This window comes from Haloactinospora alba, from assembly GCF_006717075.1.
Classification (GTDB): domain Bacteria; phylum Actinomycetota; class Actinomycetes; order Streptosporangiales; family Streptosporangiaceae; genus Haloactinospora; species Haloactinospora alba.
Map to the genome: position 1 here is coordinate 3788324 of NZ_VFQC01000001.1, position 23425 is coordinate 3811748.

A 23425-nucleotide genomic window follows, 5' to 3' on the forward strand; every position below is an offset into this window, starting at 1 on the left:
GTCGTCGCCCCGCTCCCCCGAGCAGCCCGCCCTGGGGCCTGTTGTGTGGACGCTGTTCCTCGCGAGCGTCGCCCGCGGAACGGGCACTAACCGGTCGTGTCCCAGGGTGTGGTCGGCAGCTCGCGTTTGTGTGCGGTGGTGCGGTAGCGGCGCACCAGCCAGCGCGCGACGTCCTCGGAGACGGGCCGCCCCTCCAGGAAGTCGTCGATCTCGGCGTAGGTCACCCCGAGCGCCTCCTCGTCGGGTTTCTGGGGGGCGAGGCTCTCCAGGTCGGCCGTGGCGGTCTTGTGCACCAGGTCGTCGGGGGCGCCCAGTGCCGCGGCGACCTCCCGCACGCGGCGCTTGGTCAGCCCTGCCAGCGGGACGACGTCGGCGGCGCCGTCCCCGAACTTGGTGAAGAAGCCGGTGATCGCCTCGGCGGCGTGGTCGGTGCCGACGACGAGGCCGCCCTCGCCGCCCGCCACCGCGTACTGGGCGATCATGCGTTCCCGCGCCTTGATGTTGCCCAGCACGAAGTCCTTCGCCTGACGGTCGGGGAAGTCCATCCCGGCCTCGGTGAGGGAGCGCGCCATCGCGTCGGCGGCGGGCTGGACGTCCACGGTGAGACAGCGGTCCGCCCCCGTGACCTCCACCGCCCGGTCGGCGTCCTCGGCGTCGCGCTGTGTCCCGTACGGCAGGCGCATCGCGACGAACTCGGCGGTTCCGCCGTTCTCCCGCACCCGGTCCACCGCGAGCCGGCACAGGCGCCCCGCGGTCATCGAGTCGACGCCGCCGCTGATGCCCAGCACGAGGGCGGTGGTGCCGCTGGTCTCCAGCCGTTCGGCGAGGAAGGCCGTCCGCCGCTCGATCTCCCGGCTCGGGTCGAACTCCTCGGCCACCCCCAGCTCGCGGATGATGTCCTGGCGCGCGTCCTGCAGGTCGGTCTCCGTCATCCCACTCCCCTATCCGATGGTTCCGCGGCGTTGCCGGGCGGAATTATCGCGCGCCGTCCACCCCCTGGTCACACGGGTACTGCCCGCGCGGGACGGCGGGACCGTCGCGGTCTCCGCACGGCGCCGACGGTGCCGCCAACCGTACTCCCGCTCTGTTTCGCGGGCGTTAACCCGAGAGCGCGTGCGCGGGGTCGCCTCCGGGGCGCCGGTCGCGTCCGTATCGGGGACAGCGGTCAGGTGCCGAGCCGGCGGAGGTCCCACCGGTTGCCGTAGGGGTCGCGGAAGACGGCGACGCTGCCGTAGCTCTCGTGCCGGGGCGGACCCTCGAACACCACACCGGCGGCGAGCATCCGGTGGTAGTCCCGCCAGAAGTCGTCGGTGTCCAGGAACAGGGCGACCCGGCCGCCGGTCTGGTCGCCGACGCGGGCCCGCTGTTCGGGTGTGGCGGCGCGGGCCAGCAACACGCCGGCCTCCCGGGACCCGGGCAGTGCCACCACCACCCAGCGTTTCCCGCCGCCCAGCGGGGTGTCCTCGCGGAGCTCGAAACCGAGAACGCGCGTGTAGTAGGCGACGGCGGTGTCGTAGTCGTCGACGACGAGGGTCACGAGTCCGAGGCGGGCCATGGCTCCATTCTGGACTTCCAGGGCTGCGTTCCCCTCCGCTGCGGACCGGACATCCGCGTTTTCCCCTCGCCACTGGGTAGCCTTCCGATAGGCTCGGCGTGCCAACGGCAAGGTAGGAGGCACCGAGCGATGTCGATCCCGTCAAAGGAGCCGACAGTGTCCTCGTCGTCACCCGCCCAACCGTTGCCCGACTGGTTCCTCCCACCGCCCGGCGGCTGGACGGCCGACGACCTCGATCGGCTCCCGCCCGAGGCGCCGCGCCACCTCGAGTTGATCGACGGAGCCCTCATCGTGATGTCGCCCCACCGGTCCTTCCGTGCCCGTGTCATGATGCGCATGGGTTACGAACTGGACCAGCAGGCGCCGGACGGTGTCGGCGTGGAGATCGAGATGTCGGTCAAACTCGGGCAGCGTCAACGCCCGGAGCCTGACATCGTCGCCTTCCGCGAACCGCAGGAACCCGACCTCGACCGTACGTACCACTCGCCGGCGGATGTGCTCCTCGTCGTGGAGATCGTCTCAGAGGAGTCCGCGGAACGCGATCGGAAAACCAAGCCGTTGAAATACGCCGAGGCGGGCATACGACATTTCTGGCGTGTCGAGGAGGAGTCGGGCTCTCCTGTCGTCTACGTCTACGAACGTGACGATGTGACCGGGAGTTACGCTCCCGTCACCGTCGCCCGGGAACGTCTCGCGGTTAGCGCGCCGTTCGCCGTCGACCTGAACGTACGGGGGCTCCTTCCCCGCTCTGGATGAAGTCAGCGCGGTCCCCGCCCTCGGTGCTCGCAGCAGTCCCGGAACCAGCTCCGGTCCGGGTGCCGGGGGATTCGGGCGGGTGAACGGGGTGGGGTGAGGGCCGCCGGCCTCACCGGAGACGTTTGGCCAGCCCCTCGTAGTCCAGGACCATGCCCTCCCGGTCGACGGTGATCTCGTGGGTGCCGAAGCGGTTGCCGCGGCACTCGTAACGTTGCGGCCCGGTACTGCTGTGCAACCTGGTGTAGCGTTGCGCGACCCGACACACCCGCAGGCTGGGAACCTCGACGCGCGCGACCGCGATGTCGCGGAACTCCCCGGGCCCCAGCCCCAGGCGCCGGATCGGCAGGGTGTTGGTCAGCGGGGTGGCGGCGACGTCCACGTCCACGCAGCCGTCGAGTTCGGGGGCGTGGTTCCCGTTGACCGTCCAGCGGCCGCCGCTGCCGGACAGTTCGACCACGTGGGCGCCCTCGGGCGACAGCGTCTCCACCCGGGCGTTGCGGGTGACCCACGCCAGGTCGGTGTGGACGGTGAACCGGCAGGAGAACCGCTCTTGCGCCCCGGCGACGGTCTCGTTGGCCTCCAGCGTGAAGCCGCACGGTTCGGCGATGAGCGTACCCAGTCCCAACCCTTCCGCGACGTCGGTCCGGGTCCAGGCGGCGGGCAGGTCGTGCGTGAGGGGCATGGGCCCGTTTCTACCGGTAGCTCGGGCCGCACGCCAGAAGGTGCGGGGAGGTCCGCCGGTGCCCGGCGAACCTCCCCGGTCACAGGCGTCGCTCAGACGCCGGCCTCGTGCTTCTCCCGCTGGAACTCCTCGTCCACGCGGTTGAAGTCGTCAGCCATCTGCTGGGTGGTCCGGCCCAGCATGTTGAAGAGGAAGATACCGGCGAAGCTCACGACGACGGCGGGCACCATCGAGTACAGGCCGGTCTCCAGCGGCCCCACGGTGAGGGGTCCGAGCGCCAGCCCGCTGGTGTCGACGATGTCCCACACGATGGCGACGACACCGCCGCCCAGCATCCCGGCGAGCGCTCCGACGCGGTTCATGTTCCGCCAGTACAGCGACGTCAGGATCACGGGCCCGAACCCGGCGCCGAACCCGGCCCAGGCGTATCCGACCAGCTCCATGACGCTGCTGTTGCCGGACAGGGCGATGCCGGCGGCGACGAGCGCGACGCCGATGACGGCACCGCGGCTGATCCACACGAGCGACATGGGAGAGGCGTCGCGTTTCACGAACGCCCGGTAGCCGTCCTCGGTCAGGGCCGAGGAGGCGACCAGCAGCTGGGAGTCGGCGGTGCTCATGACCGCGGCCAGGATGGCCGCCAGCAGGAACCCGGCGACCCAGGGGTTCATCAGGGCCTGGATCAGGTTGGGGAAGATCTGCTCCGAGTTCTCGACCGGCTCGGAGAAGTAGACGACACCGGTGAAGGCGACGGCGACCGCCATGATCATCGCGGTGATCTGCCAGCCGACGCTGATGATCCCGGCCTGGCGCACCTCCCCCGCGGAGCGGATACCCATGAACCGCGCGAGGATGTGCGGTTGGCCGAAGTAGCCGAACGCCCAGGCCAGACCCGAGATGATCACCATCGGCGCCAGGGCGTCGCCCAGGGTTCCCTCCACGCCGCTCAGGACGGAGTCGAAGTCGCCCTCCACACCCGTGACGGGGTCGGCGGTGATCACGAGGATTCCCACGACGGGCACGATGAGCAGGGCGATCCACATCATCACCGCCTGCAGCACGTCGGTGTAGCTCACCGCGAGGAAACCGCCGAGGAAGGTGTAGAGCACGACGATGAGCACACCGGCGAGGATCGCCACCTCCGCCGGCATGCCGAAGACCTGCGCGAACAGGTCGCCGATGGCGACGAGGCCGGAGGCGACGTAGAAGACGTAGAAGACCAGGATCAGGATGGCGGAGACGGCCCGCAGCAGGCCGCTTCGGTCGCCGAACCGGTTCTCCAGGTAGGAGGACAGCGTGAGCGAGTCCGAGTCACCACCGCTGCGGGCGTCGGTGGCGCGTTCGGTGTAGACGCGCAGCCGGCCGGCCATCAGGATCCAGCTTCCGATGAGACCCAGTGCCAGACCGACGGGGATCCACGTCTCGCCGAGGCCGGAGAGGTAGACGGCGCCGGGCAGACCCAGCAGCAGCCAGCCGCTGAAGTCACTGGCGTTGGCGCTCAGACCGGCCACCCAACTGTTCAGCCGGCGGCCGCCGAGCACGAAGTCGGACAGTGACACGGTCCGCTTGTAGACCCAGAGGCCGATCGCCACCATCACCACGAAATACGCGACGAAGGTGGCAGTCGATGCCACGGTGGAACTATTCACACGGTCCCTTTCTTTTCCTCACGTAACGGACGTAACAAGACGAACGCGATACTGGCGTTCGTTCGGCAGCTGAGGCAATGACCGATATGAAGTTGCCCACCTCATCGCAATCTCACCGATGCCTTCATCATTCAGGCTTGTCCTCTCGTCCATAGGTCACCGGTCCGGCTTGTCGGATCGGATATATGGCCAATCTCGCACCGCGGGCACCGCCCTGCGTTCCGGCGGCACGTCCGGCCCACCCCGTCGCACGGAGGCGGCCCACCGGGAACCAGTACCCACGTGTGGGGCGTCCGAGGCTGGCCGGGAAGCCGTGACCGTCGGGAGAGAACGCATGGAGCAGTTGCCGCAGCCGAGGAAACCGGGCCAGCTGTGGCCGGAGTCCGACGCCGTGTTCCTGAACCTCGGGCGCAGCGCGCGCAAGCTCCGGCTCGCCATCCTCGCCGGGGTGCTGTTCTTCACGTGCACCAGCGCGGCCGGGGCGATCTGGCCGGAGCGCTTCCTGGACGACGGTTCCGGAACGGCGGAACGGGTGATCTCCGCGGTGTTCGCCGTGTTCCTAGCGCTGGTGAGCCTGGTCATCGCGCTGATGCTCGTCCCCACCCTGTTCACGCACGGACTGGCCGTCGACCGGCGGGGAGTGTGGTTCCTCCTCTCCGGACGGGCCGAGCCCGTCTACTGGCACCAGATCCGCGCGATCGGGGGAAGCTGGAAGGAGTACAAGCGCACCTTCAAGGCCGGCCTCGGGTCACGGCTGGGCCAGGAACTCGCGCGGTCGATCGTCAGCGAGAACGGCAAACACATGTTCGCTCTGGAGGTCTACCCGCACGACCCCGACGCGTTCACCGAACGGGAACCCTTCAGCATCCACCTGCGCCAGACCGCCCGGGAGGAACCGCCGGTGGCCGGTTTGCCCAACGCCCGGCTGCGGTTCCCGGTGCCGGGCAACAGCGACTACCGGGAGATGGCCTGGCACCTCTACCGCACGGCCCCGCACCTGTGGATCGGGGAGCACCAGCGCGACTCGGTCGTGTGGTGAGGACGCGGGGGCCGGGGCAACCGCCGCCGGCACCCCCGCGCCCCGGCGACCCGCCGCCGGCTCAGTCCCACTCCAGGCCGCCTCCCGTCTGGTACTCGGTCACCCGGGTCTCGAAGAAGTTCTTCTCCTTGGCCAGGTCCATCACCTCCGACATCCACGGGAAGGGGTTGCGGGTCTCCCCGAAGATCGGCGCGAGGCCGAGCTGTTCCGCGCGCCGGTCGGTGATGAAGTGCATGTACTGCTCGCACAGCTCGGCGTTGAGCCCCAGGACACCGCGCGGCATCGTCTCGCGCCCGTAGGCGACCTCCAGCTCGCACGCCTCGGTGAGCATGGACCGGATCTCCTCCTGGAAGCCCGGGCTCCACAGGTGCGGGTTCTCCGCCTTGATCTGGTTGATGACGTCGATCCCGAAATTCAGGTGAATCGATTCGTCCCGCAGAATGTACTGGTACTGCTCGGCGATTCCCACCATCTTGTTCCGCCGCCCCAGCGAGAGTATCTGCGCGAAACCGGTGTAGAACCACATTCCCTCGAACACGACGTAGAACGCCACCAGGTCCCGCAGGAACGCCTGGTCCGTCTCCGGGGTCCCGGTGGCGAATTCCGGGTCCTCCAGATTCCGGGTGTAGCGCAGCGCCCAGGAGTCCTTCTCCGTTATGGAGGGGATCTCCCGGTACATGTTGAACAGTTCTCCCTCGTCCAGCCCGAGGCTCTCGCAGATGTAGCAGAACGCGTGCCCGTGCACCGCCTCCTCGAACGCCTGGCGCAGCAGGTACTGGCGGCACTCCGGGTTGGTGAGGTGGCGGTAGACGGCCAGCACGACGTTGTTGGCCACCAGGGACTCCGCCGTGGCGAAGAATCCGAGGTTGCGTTTGAGCATGAACCGCTCGTCCCCGGTGAGTCCGTCGTCGGACTTCCACAGCGCGATGTCGGCCTGCATGGCGACCTCGGTCGGCATCCAGTGGTTGCTGCATCCCGCGAGGTACTTCTCCCACGCCCAGTGGTACTTCAGCGGCAGCAGCTGGTTCACGTCGGCGCGGGCGTTGATCATCGCCTTCTCGTCCACGGCGACACGTCCCGCGTCCCGGTGGATCTCGCCGAGGCCGGTCGTGTCGGTGTCGAACGCGTGTGTCATGGGTGGGTTCCGGTTCCTTCCCGTCTGGGGGTTCGGTCGCGGGCGGGCGCGGCGCCCGCGGTCACTGGCAGGCTTCGCAGTCCGGCTCGTCGGCGGGGCAGGTGTCGCCGTGCCGGGCGGCCGCCCCCGGCGCGGGGTCCGGGACCGCCGCGACGGCGTTGAGGGCACCGTCCACCCCGGCCAGGGTGCTCTTCTCCACCCGCGTGGCCCCCTGCGAGCGCAGGTAGTAGGTCGTCTTCACCCCGCCGCGCCACGCGCGGCGGTACAGCGCGTCGAGTTTCCGGCCGCTGGGTTCGGCCAGGTACAGGTTCAGCGACTGCGCCTGGTCGAGCCACTTCTGCCGCCGCGCGGCCGCGTCGACCAGCCAGGACGGGTCGATCTCGAACGCGGTCGCGTACAGTTCCCGCAGCTGTCGGGGGACCCGGTCGATGGCGCCCAGGCTGCCGTCGTGCGTCTTCAGCCGCGCCACCATGTCCGCGTCCCACAGCCCGCGCTGTTTCAGGTCGTGCACCAGGTAGGGGTTGACCACGGTGAAGTCGCCGGACATGTTCGACTTCACGTACAGGTTGCGGTAGATGGGTTCGATCGACTGGCCGACACCGGTGATGTTGGCGATGGTGGCGGTGGGGGCCAGGGCCAGCACGTTGGAGTTGCGCATCCCCACGGTGCGCACCCGCCGCCGCAGCGGTTCCCAGTCCAGCCGGGCCGTGGTGTCGACGTCGAGGTCGCCGCCGCGGGCCGAGGAGAGACGCGCGAGCGAGTCGATCGGCAGCTCCCCGCGGCTCCACAGCGACCCGGGGAAGCTGTCGTAGCTGCCGCGTTCCTCGGCCAGGTCGGTGGAGGCGGCGATGGCGTGGTAGCTGACCAGTTCCGTGCTCGTGTCGGCGAACTCCACCGCCTCCCGGGAGGCCATCGGTGTCCGCAGCCGGAACAGCGCGTCCTGCACGCCCATGACGCCCAGTCCGACCGGCCGGTGCCGCCTGTTGGCCCGCTCCGCCTCGGGGACGGTGTAGAAATTCGCGTCGATCACGTTGTCCAGCATCCGCACGGCGGTACGCACGGTGCGGCGCAGTCGCTGGGTGTCGATCCCGTCGGCGGTCACGTGCCGGGCCAGGTTGACCGACCCGAGGTTGCACACCGCCACCTCGTCGGCGCTGGTGTTCAGGGTGATCTCGGTGCACAGGTTGGAGGAGTGCACCACCCCGGTGTGCTGCTGCGGCGAGCGCAGGTTGGCGGGGTCCTTGAACGTGATCCACGGGTGTCCGGTCTCGTACAGCGCGGTGAGCATCCGCCGCCACAGGTCCACGGCGCTCACCCGCCGCCACACCGCGATCCGCCCCTCGTCGGCCGCCCGCTCGTGGGCGGTGTAGGCCGCGGCGAACTCCTCCCCGTAGAGGTCGTGCAGGTCGCTGACCTCGTCCGGCGAGAACAGCGTCCACTGCGCGTCGGCCTCCACCCGCTGCAGGAACAGGTCCGGGACCCAGTTGGCGGTGTTCATGTCGTGGGTGCGGCGGCGGTCGTCGCCGGTGTTCCTCCGCAGGTCGAGGAACTCCTCGATGTCGATGTGCCAGGTCTCCAGGTACCCGCACACGGCGCCTTTGCGCCGCCCGCCCTGGTTGACCGCCACCGCCGTGTCGTTGGCGATCTTCAGGAACGGGACCACGCCCTGGCTCTTGCCGTTGGTGCCGCGGATGTGCGCCCCGATGCCGCGGACGGGCGTCCAGTCGTTGCCCAGCCCGCCGGAGTACTTGGACAGCAGGGCGTTGTTGCTCAGCCCGTGGAAGATGGAGCCGAGGTCGTCGGAGACGGTGGTGAGGAAGCAGGAGGACAGCTGGGGGCGCGGCGTTCCGGAGTTGAACAGGGTGGGGGTGGAGCACATGAAGTCGAACGAGGAGAGCAGCTCGTAGAACTCGACGGCGCGCCCCTCCGGGTCGTCCTCGTCGCGGGCGAGCCCCATGGCCACCCGCATGAAGAACGCCTGCGGGAGCTCGTAGCGGGTCCCGCCGGTCTGCAGCAGGTAGCGGTCGTAGAGGGTCTGCAGACCGAGGAGGGTGAAGTCCAGGTCGCGTTCGGGCCGCAGCGCGGCGCCGAGCCGGTCGAGGTCGAACGCGGCCAGGCGGGGGTCGATCTGGCCTACCTCCACCCCGCGGGTGACGTAGTCGGCGAAGTAGGCGGGGTAGCGCTCCGCCATCCGTTCCTGGTCGGCCTCCTCGGCGCGGCCGGTCAGGAACGTCAGGGCCTCGCGGCGCAGCGCGTCCAGCAGCAGGCGCGCGGCGACGTGCGAGTAGTCCGGGTCGGTCTCGACGAACGCGCGGGCCGCCATGATCAGCGCGAGTTCCTGCTCGCCGGGGGTGATTCCGGGATAGATGTTGCGGCGGGCTTCGGCGAGGACCGCTGCGGCGTCCACCCCGGGCAGGTCCGCGCAGGCCTGCGCCACCCGGTGTTCGATCGAGTGCGCGGCGGCGGTGTCCGGTTCCGCGGCTACGGTGCCGGTGTCGACGGCCATGGTGCTGGCTCCAACCAGAGAGACGGTGACTGGCTGGGGATGAGGTCGGGCCGTAACCGGACCGAGCCACGGGTCGCCCAGTGGCAGCGTCTCCTGATCGCGGCGCGGCGGCCCTCCCTCGAGGCCCCGTACGGTGCAGGACGTTCCTGCACACCGGTGGCAGGTTTTCGGGCTCGCGGGCGTGGGAGGGGTCCTCCCGTCCTAGGCCGCGGCTTCCCGGGCGCTGCGCGCCCAGTGCCTGTTCGGCGGCCGTCGTTCCCGCTTACCGCTGCGGGGCAGCCCCGGATTCACACCGGGTTCCCTGTCGCCTCGCCAGGAGCGTCACCCCTGGCGAACCACCAGCACGAGCGATACTACATCTGGTGTCGACTGCAAGCGAACGACGCAAGATGAGCGTGTCAGGAAAAACGATGAGCGGAACGCACCTGGTGTGACAGGACGGGGCTTTAACGGTGACGGCCTTCAACGGGCCGTGGATACCAGGGTCTTGTCGGAGAATTCGTAAGCGGTCCAGGTCCTTCAACGGTGACGGCCTCCAAGAGGCCGTGGATACCGTCCGGGGTCTCCCAGCCACTGATGATCCCCCGCGCCTTCAACGGTGACGGCCTCCAAGAGGCCGTGGATACGGTTTTCGTGCCGCGGGACGCGTCAGGAGGTGGATCCTTCAACGGTGACGGCCTCCAAGAGGCCGTGGATACATGACCGTCGATCGGGCGGTCAACGGCATAGACCTTCAACGGTGACGGCCTCCAAGAGGCCGTGGATACCAGCCGCACGTGTACTGGGCCATGGACGGCGGTCCTTCAACGGTGACGGCCTCCAAGAGGCCGTGGATACGGCAGATGACCAGGGGAAATGCATAGAAGAAATCGAAAGATAGCTCCTGAACCCCACGTCTCTGACCGTTTTGCCCCAGATTATGCTTGGGAACCTCCCCGGGAATCGATGACCACTCCCGGTTCGCGGTACTGCCACACCCCCATCATCCGCAACAGACCACCACCATACTCACACCACCCACACCGGCGCAGGCACCAGCGAACTGCGCTGGTAACACGGTCCGCCGCTCGGAGCCGAAGTGGGATTCATCGCTGGGAGTGTGACATCCAAGTCGCGATCGAGTGTTTGTGGCCCTCAGGCATGGCGAGATTGGTGACCTCAGCGACGGGAATCAGAGCAGCTCCCTTGTGTTCGTGAGAAACCGCAAAGGCGAGCTCGTAATGGCCATCCCCATCGATAGCAGGAACCAACCTGGAAGCTGGTACTTCCGCGTTCTGTCCGGACCCCACTGGCCTGGACATCTTGCCACTGACCTTCAAGACGCTCCATTGCCCTCGGAGCAAACGAGTTTAGGCACGATGGGGACACCTGCTCGGGGCCCGTTCGTCTGGGCCGACTTGTACACCCGTCTTGCTAACGCTTCCCAACGTTGGAACATGGTCCGCTCATCCCTGAGTGGGATGCGGTGAACCACCGCATAGCACAGTAAGAGGTTCTCGCTACGCTGCGACCCATGCTGTATCTCGTGACCTCCGGAGCTCCGTCCCCCCAAGAACCAGTTGCTGACCTTGTACGGCAGTTGCACCAGCGCGGTTGGGAGGTGGCTGTCCTGTCCACCCCGATGGGGCAGCGATTCCATGACCTGGAAGCGATAGAGCGTACTACGGGTGCATCGACATGGGTGGAGTGGCGCCGCCCCGGCACGGGAACGGCGTTGCCACCACCACAGGTGATACTGGCCTGCCCGCTCACGTTCACTACCCTTAACAAGGTTGCCGCAGGAATCGGTGACACTATGGCGGCTGCGGTGATGTGCGAAATGCTGGGGGCTGGTGTCCCCACGGTTGTGGCCCCTCAGATCAACGCCAAGCTCTCCGGCCATATCGCCTGTGAAACCAGTATCTCAGCGGTGCGGTCTATGGGCGCTCGCGTCGTCCATGACATGGAAGAGGCAGCGGGTTACCGCCTTCCCGCGTGGTCCACAGTGGTCTCCACGGTGGAAGAGGTGGCAGATAATCCCACAACAGAGACATAACCTCACATACCTCGTGGGTGACGTTCGGAACGCCGTCCAGTGTTTCTCCTCGCGAGAGAGAACCGTGATGTACAAGCGAGACCGCGGAGATGCCACCGCTGGGATGCGGTTGGCCACCCTGCGCCGGTGGCGCGGTATGACCCAGGCACAACTCGCTGGCCTAAGCGGGGTAACCACCAGTTATATCTCTATGCTGGAGAACGGCAGGAGATTGTTGGATCGGCGCAGTCACATTTCGTCTCTTGCCGCCGCTCTGGAAGTGTCTGAGACGGATCTGGTGGGAGGCCCACACCTCACCCCTGATGCCGAACAGGCCCGCCCCCATACGGTGATACCGCCGCTGGAGACCGCACTGACGACCAATCGGTTGCACGATGCCGTCGTCGTGGAGGCACGGCCATTGGGGGAGCTGGCCCGCCTGGTGCGGGAGACGACAACACTGCAGCGCCAAGCAAACTACATCGCACTGGTCGACTCCCTACCGAACTTGCTCGACGAACTCCATTTCCACGTCTCTCACGGACGGGAACATGAGCAGCGTCAGGCGCTGGATCTGTTGATCGAAACGTGTTCCACAGCCACTATGACCGCCAAACATTTGGGTTATCCCCAGTTGGCGCACATCGCTGCCACTCGTGCGGTTGAGGCCGCGCATGTGCTGGATACACCCGTATACCGGGCGCGCGCAGATTATCTGCGGATACAGACCTTGACACACGGTCGCCACGGGTGGGAACGCAACCTGCACGTGGCGAGCCAAACCGCCGACCGACTGCAGGAGCTGCGTAGGGGCGATGCGATGTCGCTGTGCCCACTGGGAATGGTGACCCTGACAGCAGGGCTCGCGGCGGCTTCAGCGTTGCGGGAGCAGGAAGCCTACAACTGGCTGGAGGAGGCCGAGGCTCTCGCCCGTCACGTACCCAACTCCCCCAAGTCGAACTGGGGATCGTTCTCAATGGAGAACGTCAGAATTTGGAGAGTAGCCATCCAGGTGGAGCTGCAGACTCCGCCGAAACAGGTGCGGTCATCGGCCTATGAGGTTGATATCGACAGATTCTGGAACTCCCGGATAGCAGCGCTACACGCTGATGTGGGACGGGCGCTGGCCCGCGATCCCAGCACAGGAGACGATGCGGTGCCGTGGCTGTCGCAGGCGGAACGGTACGCGCCGCAAGCCATCCGCAACAACGCACGGGTACACGAGGCGGTGTCAGTGTTAACTGAACGCGCCCGGCGGAATGCCAGTGGACGCGCTCTGCGGGGAATGGCTGCCCGCATGGGAGTTCCACACTAGCACTGAGGCTTCCCTAATTTCACAGTTGTGAAATCCGTGGGTCGAGGGTTTGCAACGATCTCCGCCATGAGCGATCCCCGACCGTTGCGAGCGCGTACCTCATTCCTTGAAGGCTGCGCGGAATATGAAATTCGGCGTACCTACCCCCGGACAACAGTGGCGCGCCGCCCCATAGTTGCTGATGTTGGTGCGCCCCTATCCCGGTTGACGGCCACGACGTCCTCACCGAGCTGGCCGTGCACACGTTGAGCCAGCGCGGAGCAGCCTACTTCAGAGGTGCGCATGGGCACGCCGCGCCGGCGTTCGAAGATGTGGTTCCGGAGCGCTGGTCCATCCGGATGCGACTGGATGAGCGGGTGCGCTTCTCTCTCCGCGCGCATCCTCATCTGGGGCAATCACGCCAGACGGTCCGAGCAACGCCCACGATCTCCACCTGGAAACGGGAGAGGGCGTCATCGTGGACAACACCCGTTGGCTGCACGGCCGCCGCGGCTTCTCGGGTGAACGCGTCATGCTTCGTGCTCTGGGAACCCACCGCACCGATATGGCCGTGTCCTCAGAGTTCTTCTCCACCTGGGCGCTTCCGACCGAATAATCACCACGACACTCACGAGGACGGATCACGTGGACACGGAGACAACTGGCTCTGACCGCGCCGCGCCCCTGCGCGAGGCGATGATCGAGGAGCTGCGCGGGCTGAACGCGGTGCGCACCGAGGCAGTCGCGGCAGCGCTGCACCGGGTTCCCCGTCATCTTTTCCTGCCGGAGGAGAGCACGGAGCACGCCTATGCCGCCGAGCGGGCGTTGGTGACCAAACGCAACGAGCAGGGGGTGTCGCTGAGTTCGGTCAGTGCCGCCCGGATCCAAGCATTCATGCTGGAACAGGCCGACCTTCGTTCCGGGATGCGTGTGCTGGAAATCGGCTCGGGTGGATACAACGCTGCCCTGATTTCTGAGCTGGTTGGCCCTGAGGGCGAGGTCACCAGCATCGACATCGATCCTGATGTAGTTAGTCGGGCCCGTCGCCTGCTTCCTGCAGCCGGATACGACCAGGTACGCACGTGTGTGACCGACGGCGCCCACGGTGTTCCCCAGTACGCTCCTTTCGACCGCGTCCTGGTCACCGTTGAGACGGCCGATATCGCACCAGCGTGGGTGGACCAACTCACCGCCTCCGGGCGAATCGTCGTTCCACTACGGTTGCGAGGGTTGACCCGGTCGGTGTCGTTCGAACGCGTCTCCGACCAGTTGGTCTCCCGTGACTATGAAGTGTGCGGTTTCGTTCCGATGCGCGGCGCTGCCGCGCATCAGGAGCAGCTGGTGGTGCTGCATGAGGACGAGGACGCCCATGTGGGGATGCGGCTGGACGGCTGGCACGTGGAGAGATCCGAACCGTTGCGGCAGGCACTGCCGGAGGCGGGTGTGCAGGCGTGGTCGCAGGTCACCATGGGTCGCGGGTTGCCCTACGACGACCTCGACCTGTGGCTGGCCACCGTTCTGGACAATTACGCGCTGCTGGTGGCCAGCCGGGCGGCACGTGACCGGGGGCTGGTCACCTCCGCCTCGCCGATGGGGATCTCCGCTCTCATAGATGATGAGGGCACCTCGTTTGCCTACCTGACGATGCGCCCGACGGACCAGCAGCGCACGGTGTTCGAGTTCGGAGCCACGGCCCATGGACCCCGTGCTGAGCAGACCGCCCAGCGTCTGGTGGCCCGTGTCCAGGCCTGGGATCGCCAGGTTCGGGGACAGCGGGCGCACCTGCGGGCCCATCCCTCCAACGCGCCCGAAACGGCCATGCCAAGGGGACGTGTCATAGAACGTCCCACTCATCGCTTCACGATCTCCTGGCCCGCTTCACAGTACTGAGCCCTGTGGGCGGGACAGGGAGCTGTGTACATCCGTTTTCAGATTGGAGAAACGACATGGACTCCCCGGACTTTCGTGACCTCGACCTGGACGTGACCTTCCTGGAGCAGAGCGTGGCCGCCGTCGAGCTGATGAACCAGACCAGTGACAACTGTGGCAGCTCCAACGAAAGCGCCTGTGTGGGCTGCTTCACCGAATGACCGAACGGTTCGGGTGGCCAGGCGCACACGACGGAACGCCTGGCCACCCGAACCAACAAGGAGAGAGTGAGCGTCGGTGTACCGTTTCGTTGACGCCGCCCTGTTGCGCACGGCCGCCTATCCCAGCACGCTGGCTCTTCCCCCAGCGCCAGGCCCGGTGGATGCTCCAGAGTATCTCGAGGAGTGGAAAGTATGGATCAACCAGGTGTGGTCCCAGCCGTTCGTGGCTGAGGCTGTCGAGCTCGCCAGCCCCGGCCTCGCTCGTCAGCTCGATTCGTTGCGCGCTGGGGAAGAGCACCTACCCAAGTCAGTGCGACGCGCGGCCGCCAGCTTGTACCGCTACGTGCTGCGCCTGAGGCACCGGGCCACCCCGTTTGGGATGTTCGCTGGAATCGCCTCCACCGAGTTCGGACCACGCATGTCGTTGCGCTGGGGGGAGGAGCACCGACTTACTGCGGGAGCGGAGGCGCACTGGCTCGCTGCGATGATCGCCCGTCTGGAGTCCTGCCGAGAACTGTTGATGCGCCTGCCCGTGGTGGTCGATTCCACCTGCTTCGTCCGGGGAGAGCGGTTGGTGCTGCCGTGCGCGCGGGCGTCACACGAGAGCCGACTTGTTCCGGGCGAGGTCAGTGTACGCCACACTCCCGCAGTGCGACGTGTGGTGGCTAGCGCGGCCTCTCCCGTCACCGCCGGAGATGTGGTCGAAACGCTCGCCGTTGACTATCCCGCCCTTCCCGCAGGAGCCATAGAAGAGCTGCTGGAGAACCTGGTCGCTCACGGCATGCTGGTCACCAGTCTGCACCCGCCCATGACCAAGGACGACGCACTTGGTCACGTTCTGGATCAGCTTGACGCCATCCAGGCGCACGACATTCCCAGTGCGGAACCGCACGTCAAGCTCCTGCGGCATGTGCAGGCGATGCTAGCCGCCCATGATGAGGCTTCGCCGTCACAGCAGCGGATGCTACGGGCCGATCTGGGCCAGTCGATGCGCTCCCACGGTTCCACCGCCCCTCTCGTTACTTGTGACCTGCGGTTGGACTGCACGTTGACCCTGCCCACAACGGTGGCGCGTGAGGCCGAGCGAACCGCTGGTGTCCTGGCGCGTCTGAGCCCGTACCCCTCGGGCCCGCCCGCCTGGCGGGAATACCACGCCCGGTTCCTCACCCATTACGGCCCAGGAGCGATGGTGCCTCTGCGGGATGTGACCGACCCCAACCGTGGCCTGGGGCTTCCCGGAGGATACCGTGGCTCGCTTCACGAGCGTCCCACCCGCAGTCTGACACGTCGCGACGAACAGTTGTTGGCCCTGGCGCAACGGGCTGCGTGTGAGGGCAACCGTGAGGTCGTTCTCACTGACGACATGGTCGCCGACCTCGAATCCCACGATGCCGACCGCCCTCCGTCCCACATCGACCTGCGCTTCTGTCTGCACGCTTCCAGCAGTGATGCGCTGGACAACGGCGACTTCACACTCGTTGCCAGTGGTATGGCACCGGCGGCCGGAGCCACCGCAGGCCGGTTCCTTCCCCTCCTCGCCCCGCACGACCGCGGCCGTATGGCCGCTGCCTATGCCCGCCTTCCCACCCTGAGTGAGTCCGCGGTCCAAGCTCAGCTCTCCAGCCCACCGCTCCACCCACACACCGACAACGTCAGTCGTGCCCCTGCTGTGTGGCCCACCGTGGTTTCCCTCAGCGAACACCGCGAGGATCCCGACCCCGCGCTCGGGCTGGAGGATCTGGCCGTCACCGCCGATGACACCGGCCTGTACCTCGTCGTGCTGGAGACTGGACGGATCGTCGAACCCGCCGCGTTGACCACGGTGGACTTCGCTACCTTCACTCACCCACTGGCCCGGTTTCTGTGCGAACTCCCCCGCGCACGTACCGCCGCCGTAGGACCGTTCACCTGGGGCGCTGCCGCACGGCTGCCGTTCGTTCCGCGTATTCGCTATCACCGCAGCATCCTCACCCCGGCCACCTGGACCATCACCGCAGAGGATCTGGCTCCCTCCAGCGCCGCGTTCGCCCACTGGCACGAAAGCCTACGGCGATGGCGCGAACGCTTCGGTGCTCCAGCGACCGTCCATCTCGGTGATGACGACCGGCGGCTACGACTGTTCCTGGACGATCCTGCTGATGCATCCCTGCTACGCACCGAACTCAACCGCACCGGTCACGCACGGATACGCGAGGCACCCGAGCCGGGTGCCTCCGAATGGTTCGATGATCGCCCCCACGAGATCACCCTCGCCCTCGCCACCACTCTTCCTCCGACCCCTGCCAACACCCATGCACCGACGCACCAGGTGGCTCCCCTCTCCCCCGACCACGAGCATGTACCGGGTGTTTCCCCATGGGCCTGCCTCACGCTCCACTGCCACCCCCAGCACATGTCCGAAGTCCTCACCCGCCTACAGGAGGCCGTCGAAGTCTGGCCCGTCTCCCCTTCGTGGTGGTTCGTGCGCCAGAGCGACCAGCTGCACCTCCGGTTCCACCTGCCCCGCCCCCACGACTTCGCCTCACTGGCCCAACAGGCAGGCATGTGGGCAACCGAGCTGCGGCAGCACGGACTGGCCGGTCGCATGCGGTGGGACACCGACGTCCCAGAGACCGGACGCTACGGCCAGGGGGACACCCTGCACGCCGCCTATGACGTCTTCATCGCCGACTCCACCGCCGCGCTGGCCCAAATCGCCCTCAGCAGCACCGGAACAGTCCATCCCCAGGTTCTGGCCGCAGCCAGCCTCGTCGACATGGCGATCAGTCTCACCGGCGGCACCGCCACCGGCACGCGATGGTTCATCGACCATCCCCCCAACCCCGCAACAGCCCGGACCCCGCGCCAGCTGCACCACGAGGCCAGGAAACTGGCCGACCCCAACGACACCTTCGCAGCACTGAGACACCTTCCCGGCAGTGACCGGGTCACCGCAGCCTGGCGCGAACGCCGCCACACGTTGGGGGTATACCGCGACCTGCTCATTCCGAAGCACGAGCTTGGACCGCGCAGCGTGCTGCCCTCCCTCCTGCACGCACACCATCTCCGCGCTCTCGGCGTCGATGAGGACGGCGAGAAGCTCTGCTACCAGCTCGCGCGTTCCGCCGCTCTGACCTGGGCAGCACGAAACGAAGGAGCGCACTCGTGACCGTGGTCTCCGCCGGTACTGCCGAAGCGTCCCCACCACACATCCGTGCCCAGTGCCTCGCCAGTGGCACCGCTGGCGAGGCACTCCTGCACATCGCCCATGCCCGGACGGGATTCGGATCCACGTGGCAGGCGCACCAAGTCCTGGCCACCTGCGCCTGTGACCTCATCGCCGATGAGCATGCCTCGCTCTACCTCGGTGCTCCCGCCGCTGCCTTCGCCCTGCACACCGCAGCATCCAGCATCGGCGGCTACGAGAACGCTCTACGGCTACTCGACGACACGGTCGTTCGCATCACCCAACGCCGTCTTGAGGCCGCCCACGCCCGTATCGACCGCCGCCAACGGCCGGACCTGAACGAATACGACCTTTTCTACGGGCTGACCGGACTCGGAGCTTACTTGTTGTGCCGCGACGCGGACTCCCCAACACTCAAAGCGGTCCTGGCGTATCTGGTTCGTCTCACCCGCCCTTTACCACGCGATGACCAACGACTGCCCGGGTGGTGGAGCCGACAGGGCCCCTCCGGACGGATCACTGAACGGTTCCCCCGGGGCCACGCGAACCTCGGCATGGCTCACGGCGTCGCTGGCCCCTTGGCCCTCCTCTCCCTGGCCGCTCGGCGCGGCACGCTCGTCGATGCCCAGCGTGATGCTATCGAGCACATCTGCGCCTGGCTCGATACTGTCCGCACAGATACGCAGAGCGGAACGCGCTGGCCCTACTGGATCACCACCCCCACGGAAAAAGCCAAGGAAGAAACAAGACGCGCGCATCGGCCACGGCCCAGCTGGTGCTATGGCACGCCAGGGCTGGCTCGCGCCCAACAACTCGCGGGTATAGCACTGGACGATCCGGAACGCCAGCGCCTGGCTGAGCACGCCATGCTGGCGTGCCTGTCCGACCGTAGCCAGCTCGCCCGCGTCAGCGACGCCGGGATCTGCCACGGAGCCGCCGGGATACTGCAGACCCTCCACCGCATGGCCGAAGACGCCCCCGCCACGTTCACCACACACCGCCCACGACTGCATGCGCTCCTGCGACAACACGCGCCCACCAGCCGCGGGTTCCTCAACGGCACGCACGGAGTAGCGCTGGCAGCACTCACCGCTAAAACCCCCACCATGCCCTGCGGCTGGGACGCCTGCCTGCTACTGGCATGACCCCTCCGACTGTGCGACCAATCACGACTGGGGAGACGAGTCAGCCATGGAGACCATCCCACTACCCCAGGACGCTGAGAAGGCAGTGCTAGCCGTCCTCGGTGGCACGCCGCTGGCCACATCCGCCGCCCGCATCGGAATACAACCCAGTGATCTCGCCGATGCCGTCCAGGTCTACTGCGAGGCGGGACGTAGCGCCTTGCGGAACCAGGCCCCCGGCTGGCAGCACCTCAATATCGAGTTCTGCAACTGGGCCACCGCCGAGCACACCGTAGCCACCCACATCGGCCCTGCCCTCCAGCAGGCCCAGGCGAACGGAACGTTGGCCGCATGGTGGTTCCTGCGCAAACACCCCTGCTGGCGCCTGCGCTACCGCGCCACTCCCACGACCACCGCAAACGAGGCCACGGCGGCCCTCACCAGCGTGCTCGATGCCCTTACCGCCACAGGTAGAGTCCAGCGGTGGTGGGAAAGCCACTACGAACCCGAGATCCTGGCCTTCGGCGGCCCCGCCGGCATCGGCCCCGCCCACCACTTGTTCCACGCCGACAGTGCCGGGATTCTCAGCTACCTACGCAACAACGATCCCGAACAAGTGGCCCACCGTCGCGTCGGCCGCCGTGAGGTCGCCGTTCTCTGGTGCACCACCCTGCTCCGCAACGCACGGCTCGACCGCCACGAACAAGGCGACGTCTGGCACCGTGTCTGCCAGATGCGCCCGCGCCCCTCGGGGACCGTTACCCCACAGGCGACAGCATCACAGCTTCGTCGGCTCCTCAGCGTGGACACCTCGCCCACCAGTCCTCTCTTCGAGGCCACTGGCCCTCTGTGGTACGCCGCCTCGTGGTTCACAGCCGCCGGCACCACCGGCCGCCACCTGGCCACAGCCGGGCACAACGGAACGCTGGACCGCGGGCTGCGCGCCATCCTCGCCCACCACGTGATCTTTCATCTCAACCGCATCGGTCTGAGCGCACACGTTCAGGCAGCCCTGTCACACACCGCCCGCGATGTCCTCATGACTCCACTCAGCCCCATCGCGCAGGACTGATGATGCATCCACAACCTCAGAATTCGGAAACCGTGCGACGGATGCGTGCCGCGCACCACCGTGCCCGGCATGCCCTCGACCTCAGCCCCGCACCCCACTCACACGAAGTATGGGGCTGGCAGGGACGAACCCTCAGCGGTCCTGTGACGACTCCAGAGGGTTCCGGCTGGCTGCGCTTGGCCTGTGCTCCCGCAGGACACATCGCCCCAACCTTTTGGGAAGGCGCACGGGATGCCGCACATGCCATCCCCGATTCAGTGCCCCGTCCTTACCTTCGCACTGTCCACGACTGGCACGAGCACCACTGGAACTACCGCGCCGAGCTCTACGATCTCTCTACTCATCAGCCCGTCGCCGAGTCGCCGGTCCCGGAAACCGTGCCGGAACTGCCCTCACCCTGGTGGCACACGTTGCGCACGACTCTCGACAGGATCGCCGTCGTACCCACCCAGCGCCACACCGTTCCTCAGCGGTACCTCGACTGGGCCATGCCCACCTACCTCGGTGCCCCCATCAACACCACCGTCTCCTCCTGGGCCACCGCACACGGGGACCTACACTGGGCCAACCTCTGCGCACCCCAGCTTTACCTCTTCGACTGGGAAGGCTGGGGCTTGGCTCCCACCGGATACGACGCCGCCATGCTCCACAGCTACAGCCTTCTTCTCCCTTCCTTAGCCGCACGTATCCGCCACGAGCTCGCCCACCTTCTGAACACTTCCACCGGTCGCTTCGCCGAACTCGTCACCATCACCGAGCTTCTCCATGCCGCGCCCCACCGCGACGACCTTCGCGCCCTGACCCAACCACTCCGCCAGCGAGCAGACCTCCTCCTGCGCCGTTTCCAACCATGACCGTTCCCGCAACGACCGGTGCGCCTCTCAGGCAACAGCCCCAAGGGAATGATTGGGCCCCTCGCAGCACTTCCGCGCTGGGAGACAACACCTGTACAACCCGCTAGAGAGGGCGGACGCGTCTGGGCTGGATGACCTACCCGAGCGACGGCTAAGGCTGGCTGCGCAGCTCCGCGCGCTTCTGCGTACACGGAACCAGCCTCCGGTCATGACCGGAGGCTGGTTACTTTCCGGACCGTGGCCGGAGCGCCGCAGGACGAGGATTACAGGCGGTCGGCGCGGACCTCGGTGAGGAACGCCTTCCACTCGGCAGCGGAGAACGACAGGTGGCCGAGCTGGCGGTTCTGCGTGTCGCGGACAGCGGTGATAGGGCCCTCAGCGACCTCCACGCAGTTGCTCTCTGCCTGACTGTAGCTAGCTTTGTGCCAGTGGGGTTCTATGATGCTCAACTGTACTCCTCATATGCCTTCTCAACCAGAATCCGTGATTGGTCGGGAGGAAGCGCGACACCTCTGAGATGTCCTAACAGGCCAAGGTGTGTATCCACGATCTTAGGATCAGCAGAGACGCTTCCGGTTGAGCGGGCCTCCTGGTACACGATCGTCCCAATCCCAGGAACTTTCAGCAGGTGGAAGCCACCATCCAAGCCAGGGTGGTCCCACGTGCGGCTAGGAACCACCAGTATCTCCGTTCGGGGCCATGCGGAGACTTCCCGTAGGTGCCCCAGTTGTCCCCTCATAGCTTCAGGGCTGCCAAGGCGGCGGTACAGCACGGTCTCGTCAACCACTGCGAGGAAAAAGGGCGGACGTTCGTGGTGTAGGACCTCTTGCCTCTCAACACGGGCACGCGCCTTGGCTTGTACTCGCTCATCGGCGGCGACTCGGTCGCCAGCTCGGATGACAGCTTGCGCATAGGGCTCGGTCTGGAGCATTCCTGGTATGACCAGGGGATTGTAGTCCTGGATCTCAGTCGCCTGGCGCTCCATTTCGGGAACTTGTTTGTACCACTCGGGGGGAATGTATTCCTCGTGCTGCGTCTCCCACGTGGCTACCAAGCGTCCACGAGCGGTAAGGATATGGTCGATTCGTTCGACTTGGTCCTTTTTGGTGTGCGCTCGCCCCCGCTCGATGTCACTGAGAGCTGATTGCGATACCGGAATCCGGTCAGCCAGCGCTTGCTGCGAATATCCTGCGTAGCGCCGCAACCGTCGAACCTCTGCTCCGACCTTCCGCGCTACCCCATCGTTCTCTACCACCATACATATGTTTTACCAAAGAATTACCAAACACAACCATGTCTTATACGAAATAATCGCAGGTTAAACCGATGCATGGTCACCACATCTACATCGATGGGATGGTGAATCCAATCCACGTCACACCTGAGTGACACAAAAGGACCCCCGCGGGAGCCCAAACTCCCCGGGGGTGTGGCCACCGACTGAATAGGAGTCGATGACGGTGCTCCAGTTTATTCGCACCCTCGCGTCCCTGTGGACGCTGCTCGCGGTACTGACCGTTGCCCTATTCCCACCCCAGCGCCCCCGGGATCGCCACGAACAACCACGTCCGCGCACCGCACCGCCGCCCCCGCACCGGCGCAGCGCCACGGCGCGTCGGTTCACCGTGCCGCCGCCGACAGCTGTGGAAGCACTGCCAGAGCCGGTCACCGGCCGACTTCCCGAACCCGAGCTGCTCGATCCCGAGGAGCACAGCCCCGTGCGGCCCTACGTGACCCAGCACGAACACCACCGGCAGGAACAGGAGGAAGGACGGCGCTGCCCGGCCTGTGGTGCCACTGTCTCCGCGCCGGAACCTCACGTCTCACCGACGTACGGCGATGGGATCGACGATGTCCGCGCGGAACTGTCCCCGCTGGTGCGCCAGTGGCTGGCCCAGCGCGAGGAGAACATGACGGGGGTGGGCCAGTGAGTAGTGACGGCACCTGGCTGCGTCCCCGCCTGCTGCGTCCGGGTGATGTGGCCGAGGCCTTCGGCGTGACCACCTCCACCGTCAACACCTGGGTACGCGAGGGCCACCTGACCCCGGTCCTGGTCACCCCGGGCGGGCACCGCCGGTTCCTCCCGGACGATGTCCACACCCTGATGGCCACCATCCACCACCAGGACGGGGGTGAGCAGGCGTGAACCTCACCCCACAGGAACGCCGCGAACTGCGCGACCTGGTTGAGCAGCTCGTCCAGGCCACCGAGGACCACGCGTTCTGGCTCAACCGGGTACGCGAGCTCAGCATCGAGCTGCACCACCGGTTGGACGCCCTGCTCGGGACCAGCGGCGCCGAGGACGGGGACACGGACGAGGCAGCCGTCCCACACCAGCGCGACACCGAGGGAGGCGTCCCATGGCAACCATGAGGCCCCGCGACAGAACGCGGTGACGTGACGTAGGGCCTGCCACGGGCCCGGACCACAGGTACAGGGCCACTGCCCGGACGCGCCAGGCCCAGGCGCACAGAGGGGGGCGTGTGCGG

Annotated in this window: 22 protein-coding genes, 1 CRISPR repeat array and 1 riboswitch; of the genes, 14 read left to right on the forward strand and 8 right to left on the reverse strand. The window is 66.8% G+C overall.

The window, feature by feature from the left end; genetic code table 11:
- Nucleotides 1–86: 86 nt before the first annotated feature.
- Complete coding sequence (gene nadE / locus FHX37_RS17205; RefSeq protein WP_141924851.1) at nucleotides 87–932, reverse strand: ammonia-dependent NAD(+) synthetase; 846 nt, start codon at nucleotides 930–932, stop codon at nucleotides 87–89.
- 233 nt (nucleotides 933–1165) lie between these two features.
- Complete coding sequence (locus FHX37_RS17210; RefSeq protein ID WP_141924852.1) at nucleotides 1166–1555, reverse strand: VOC family protein; 390 nt, start codon at nucleotides 1553–1555, stop codon at nucleotides 1166–1168.
- Between the two features lie 129 nt (nucleotides 1556–1684).
- On the opposite strand from FHX37_RS17210, the gene FHX37_RS17215 reads away from it, so the two are divergent.
- Nucleotides 1685–2311 (forward strand): Uma2 family endonuclease, encoded by a 627-nt coding sequence (locus FHX37_RS17215; RefSeq protein ID WP_141924853.1) that lies wholly within the window; start codon nucleotides 1685–1687, stop codon nucleotides 2309–2311.
- Between the two features lie 109 nt (nucleotides 2312–2420).
- Here FHX37_RS17215 and FHX37_RS17220 read toward each other — a convergent pair whose 3' ends face one another.
- On the reverse strand, nucleotides 2421–2993 hold the full coding sequence (locus tag FHX37_RS17220; RefSeq protein WP_141924854.1) for a putative glycolipid-binding domain-containing protein: 573 nt from the start codon (nucleotides 2991–2993) through the stop codon (nucleotides 2421–2423).
- 92 nt (nucleotides 2994–3085) lie between these two features.
- On the reverse strand, nucleotides 3086–4642 hold the full coding sequence (gene putP / locus FHX37_RS17225) for a sodium/proline symporter PutP (protein ID WP_141924855.1): 1557 nt from the start codon (nucleotides 4640–4642) through the stop codon (nucleotides 3086–3088).
- Nucleotides 4643–4976: 334 nt separating this feature from the next.
- On the opposite strand from putP, the gene FHX37_RS17230 reads away from it, so the two are divergent.
- Nucleotides 4977–5681, forward strand: coding sequence for a hypothetical protein (locus FHX37_RS17230; protein ID WP_141924856.1), 705 nt, complete (start codon nucleotides 4977–4979; stop codon nucleotides 5679–5681).
- Nucleotides 5682–5742: 61 nt separating this feature from the next.
- On the opposite strand, the gene FHX37_RS17235 is transcribed toward FHX37_RS17230, so the two are convergent.
- On the reverse strand, nucleotides 5743–6816 hold the full coding sequence (locus tag FHX37_RS17235; protein WP_141924857.1) for a ribonucleotide-diphosphate reductase subunit beta: 1074 nt from the start codon (nucleotides 6814–6816) through the stop codon (nucleotides 5743–5745).
- Nucleotides 6817–6877: 61 nt separating this feature from the next.
- Nucleotides 6878–9322, reverse strand: a complete 2445-nt coding sequence (locus FHX37_RS17240; RefSeq protein WP_141924858.1) for a ribonucleoside-diphosphate reductase subunit alpha — start codon at nucleotides 9320–9322, stop codon at nucleotides 6878–6880.
- A 141-nt stretch (nucleotides 9323–9463) separates the two neighbouring features.
- Nucleotides 9464–9677: riboswitch (cobalamin riboswitch) on the reverse strand.
- A gap of 88 nt (nucleotides 9678–9765) precedes the next feature.
- Nucleotides 9766–10159: direct repeats of the CRISPR family, unit length 37 nt; unit sequence CCTTCAACGGTGACGGCCTCCAAGAGGCCGTGGATAC.
- Nucleotides 10160–10835: 676 nt separating this feature from the next.
- On the opposite strand from FHX37_RS17240, the gene FHX37_RS17245 reads away from it, so the two are divergent.
- The 9 genes from FHX37_RS17245 (at nucleotide 10836) to FHX37_RS17285 (ending at nucleotide 20936) form a co-directional block, all read left to right on the forward strand.
- Nucleotides 10836–11357, forward strand: coding sequence for a flavoprotein (locus FHX37_RS17245; RefSeq protein WP_141924859.1), 522 nt, complete (start codon nucleotides 10836–10838; stop codon nucleotides 11355–11357).
- A gap of 103 nt (nucleotides 11358–11460) precedes the next feature.
- Nucleotides 11461–12651, forward strand: coding sequence for a helix-turn-helix domain-containing protein (locus FHX37_RS17250; RefSeq protein WP_281288318.1), 1191 nt, complete (start codon nucleotides 11461–11463; stop codon nucleotides 12649–12651).
- Nucleotides 12652–13045: 394 nt separating this feature from the next.
- Nucleotides 13046–13246, forward strand: coding sequence for a TauD/TfdA family dioxygenase (locus FHX37_RS17255; protein WP_141924861.1), 201 nt, complete (start codon nucleotides 13046–13048; stop codon nucleotides 13244–13246).
- A gap of 29 nt (nucleotides 13247–13275) precedes the next feature.
- Nucleotides 13276–14520 (forward strand): methyltransferase, FxLD system, encoded by a 1245-nt coding sequence (gene fxlM / locus FHX37_RS17260; RefSeq protein ID WP_211351863.1) that lies wholly within the window; start codon nucleotides 13276–13278, stop codon nucleotides 14518–14520.
- A 56-nt stretch (nucleotides 14521–14576) separates the two neighbouring features.
- Nucleotides 14577–14720: an FxLD family lanthipeptide gene (locus FHX37_RS17265; protein WP_141924862.1), complete on the forward strand. Its 144-nt coding sequence runs from the start codon at nucleotides 14577–14579 to the stop codon at nucleotides 14718–14720.
- Nucleotides 14721–14796: 76 nt separating this feature from the next.
- Nucleotides 14797–17868, forward strand: coding sequence for a lantibiotic dehydratase (locus FHX37_RS17270; protein WP_141924863.1), 3072 nt, complete (start codon nucleotides 14797–14799; stop codon nucleotides 17866–17868).
- Nucleotides 17865–19031 carry a lanthionine synthetase C family protein gene (locus FHX37_RS17275; RefSeq protein ID WP_211351864.1) on the forward strand — a complete coding sequence of 389 codons (1167 nt, stop codon included), beginning with the start codon at nucleotides 17865–17867 and terminating at the stop codon, nucleotides 19029–19031. The genes FHX37_RS17270 and FHX37_RS17275 overlap by 4 nt, the downstream gene beginning before the upstream one ends.
- A gap of 46 nt (nucleotides 19032–19077) precedes the next feature.
- Complete coding sequence (locus tag FHX37_RS17280) at nucleotides 19078–20082, forward strand: thiopeptide-type bacteriocin biosynthesis protein (protein WP_141924864.1); 1005 nt, start codon at nucleotides 19078–19080, stop codon at nucleotides 20080–20082.
- A gap of 257 nt (nucleotides 20083–20339) precedes the next feature.
- Nucleotides 20340–20936, forward strand: coding sequence for a phosphotransferase (locus tag FHX37_RS17285; RefSeq protein ID WP_211351865.1), 597 nt, complete (start codon nucleotides 20340–20342; stop codon nucleotides 20934–20936).
- A 263-nt stretch (nucleotides 20937–21199) separates the two neighbouring features.
- Here FHX37_RS17285 and FHX37_RS17290 read toward each other — a convergent pair whose 3' ends face one another.
- On the reverse strand, nucleotides 21200–21385 hold the full coding sequence (locus FHX37_RS17290; protein ID WP_141924865.1) for a DUF397 domain-containing protein: 186 nt from the start codon (nucleotides 21383–21385) through the stop codon (nucleotides 21200–21202).
- A complete protein-coding gene (locus FHX37_RS17295; RefSeq protein ID WP_141924866.1) occupies nucleotides 21382–22194 on the reverse strand; it encodes a helix-turn-helix domain-containing protein in 813 nt (270 codons plus the stop codon). Before FHX37_RS17295 ends, FHX37_RS17290 begins: the two co-directional genes overlap by 4 nt.
- A 202-nt stretch (nucleotides 22195–22396) precedes the next feature.
- Between FHX37_RS17295 and FHX37_RS17300 the strand changes: the two genes are divergently transcribed.
- From FHX37_RS17300 to FHX37_RS17310, 3 genes are read left to right on the forward strand one after another with little or no spacing between them, the layout of a single operon-like run.
- A complete protein-coding gene (locus tag FHX37_RS17300) occupies nucleotides 22397–22867 on the forward strand; it encodes a hypothetical protein (RefSeq protein WP_141924867.1) in 471 nt (156 codons plus the stop codon).
- Entirely contained in the window at nucleotides 22864–23082 is a 219-nt protein-coding gene (locus tag FHX37_RS17305; RefSeq protein WP_246062335.1) for a MerR family transcriptional regulator, read from the forward strand. The genes FHX37_RS17300 and FHX37_RS17305 overlap by 4 nt, the downstream gene beginning before the upstream one ends.
- Nucleotides 23079–23309, forward strand: a complete 231-nt coding sequence (locus FHX37_RS17310; RefSeq protein ID WP_141924868.1) for a hypothetical protein — start codon at nucleotides 23079–23081, stop codon at nucleotides 23307–23309. Before FHX37_RS17305 ends, FHX37_RS17310 begins: the two co-directional genes overlap by 4 nt.
- Nucleotides 23310–23425: the final 116 nt, after the last annotated feature.

What these genes read in the sequence shown, in the direction of transcription:
- nadE (WP_141924851.1), bottom strand. Translation starts at nt 932, where the DNA reads ATGACGGAGACCGACCTGCAGGACGCGCGCCAGGACATCATCCGCGAG.
- FHX37_RS17210 (WP_141924852.1), bottom strand. Translation starts at nt 1,555, where the DNA reads ATGGCCCGCCTCGGACTCGTGACCCTCGTCGTCGACGACTACGACACC.
- FHX37_RS17215 (WP_141924853.1), top strand. Translation starts at nt 1,685, where the DNA reads ATGTCGATCCCGTCAAAGGAGCCGACAGTGTCCTCGTCGTCACCCGCC.
- FHX37_RS17220 (WP_141924854.1), bottom strand. Translation starts at nt 2,993, where the DNA reads ATGCCCCTCACGCACGACCTGCCCGCCGCCTGGACCCGGACCGACGTC.
- FHX37_RS17230 (WP_141924856.1), top strand. Translation starts at nt 4,977, where the DNA reads ATGGAGCAGTTGCCGCAGCCGAGGAAACCGGGCCAGCTGTGGCCGGAG.
- FHX37_RS17235 (WP_141924857.1), bottom strand. Translation starts at nt 6,816, where the DNA reads ATGACACACGCGTTCGACACCGACACGACCGGCCTCGGCGAGATCCAC.
- FHX37_RS17240 (WP_141924858.1), bottom strand. Translation starts at nt 9,322, where the DNA reads ATGGCCGTCGACACCGGCACCGTAGCCGCGGAACCGGACACCGCCGCC.
- FHX37_RS17245 (WP_141924859.1), top strand. Translation starts at nt 10,836, where the DNA reads ATGCTGTATCTCGTGACCTCCGGAGCTCCGTCCCCCCAAGAACCAGTT.
- FHX37_RS17250 (WP_281288318.1), top strand. Translation starts at nt 11,461, where the DNA reads ATGCGGTTGGCCACCCTGCGCCGGTGGCGCGGTATGACCCAGGCACAA.
- FHX37_RS17265 (WP_141924862.1), top strand. Translation starts at nt 14,577, where the DNA reads ATGGACTCCCCGGACTTTCGTGACCTCGACCTGGACGTGACCTTCCTG.
- FHX37_RS17280 (WP_141924864.1), top strand. Translation starts at nt 19,078, where the DNA reads ATGGAGACCATCCCACTACCCCAGGACGCTGAGAAGGCAGTGCTAGCC.
- FHX37_RS17295 (WP_141924866.1), bottom strand. Translation starts at nt 22,194, where the DNA reads ATGGTGGTAGAGAACGATGGGGTAGCGCGGAAGGTCGGAGCAGAGGTT.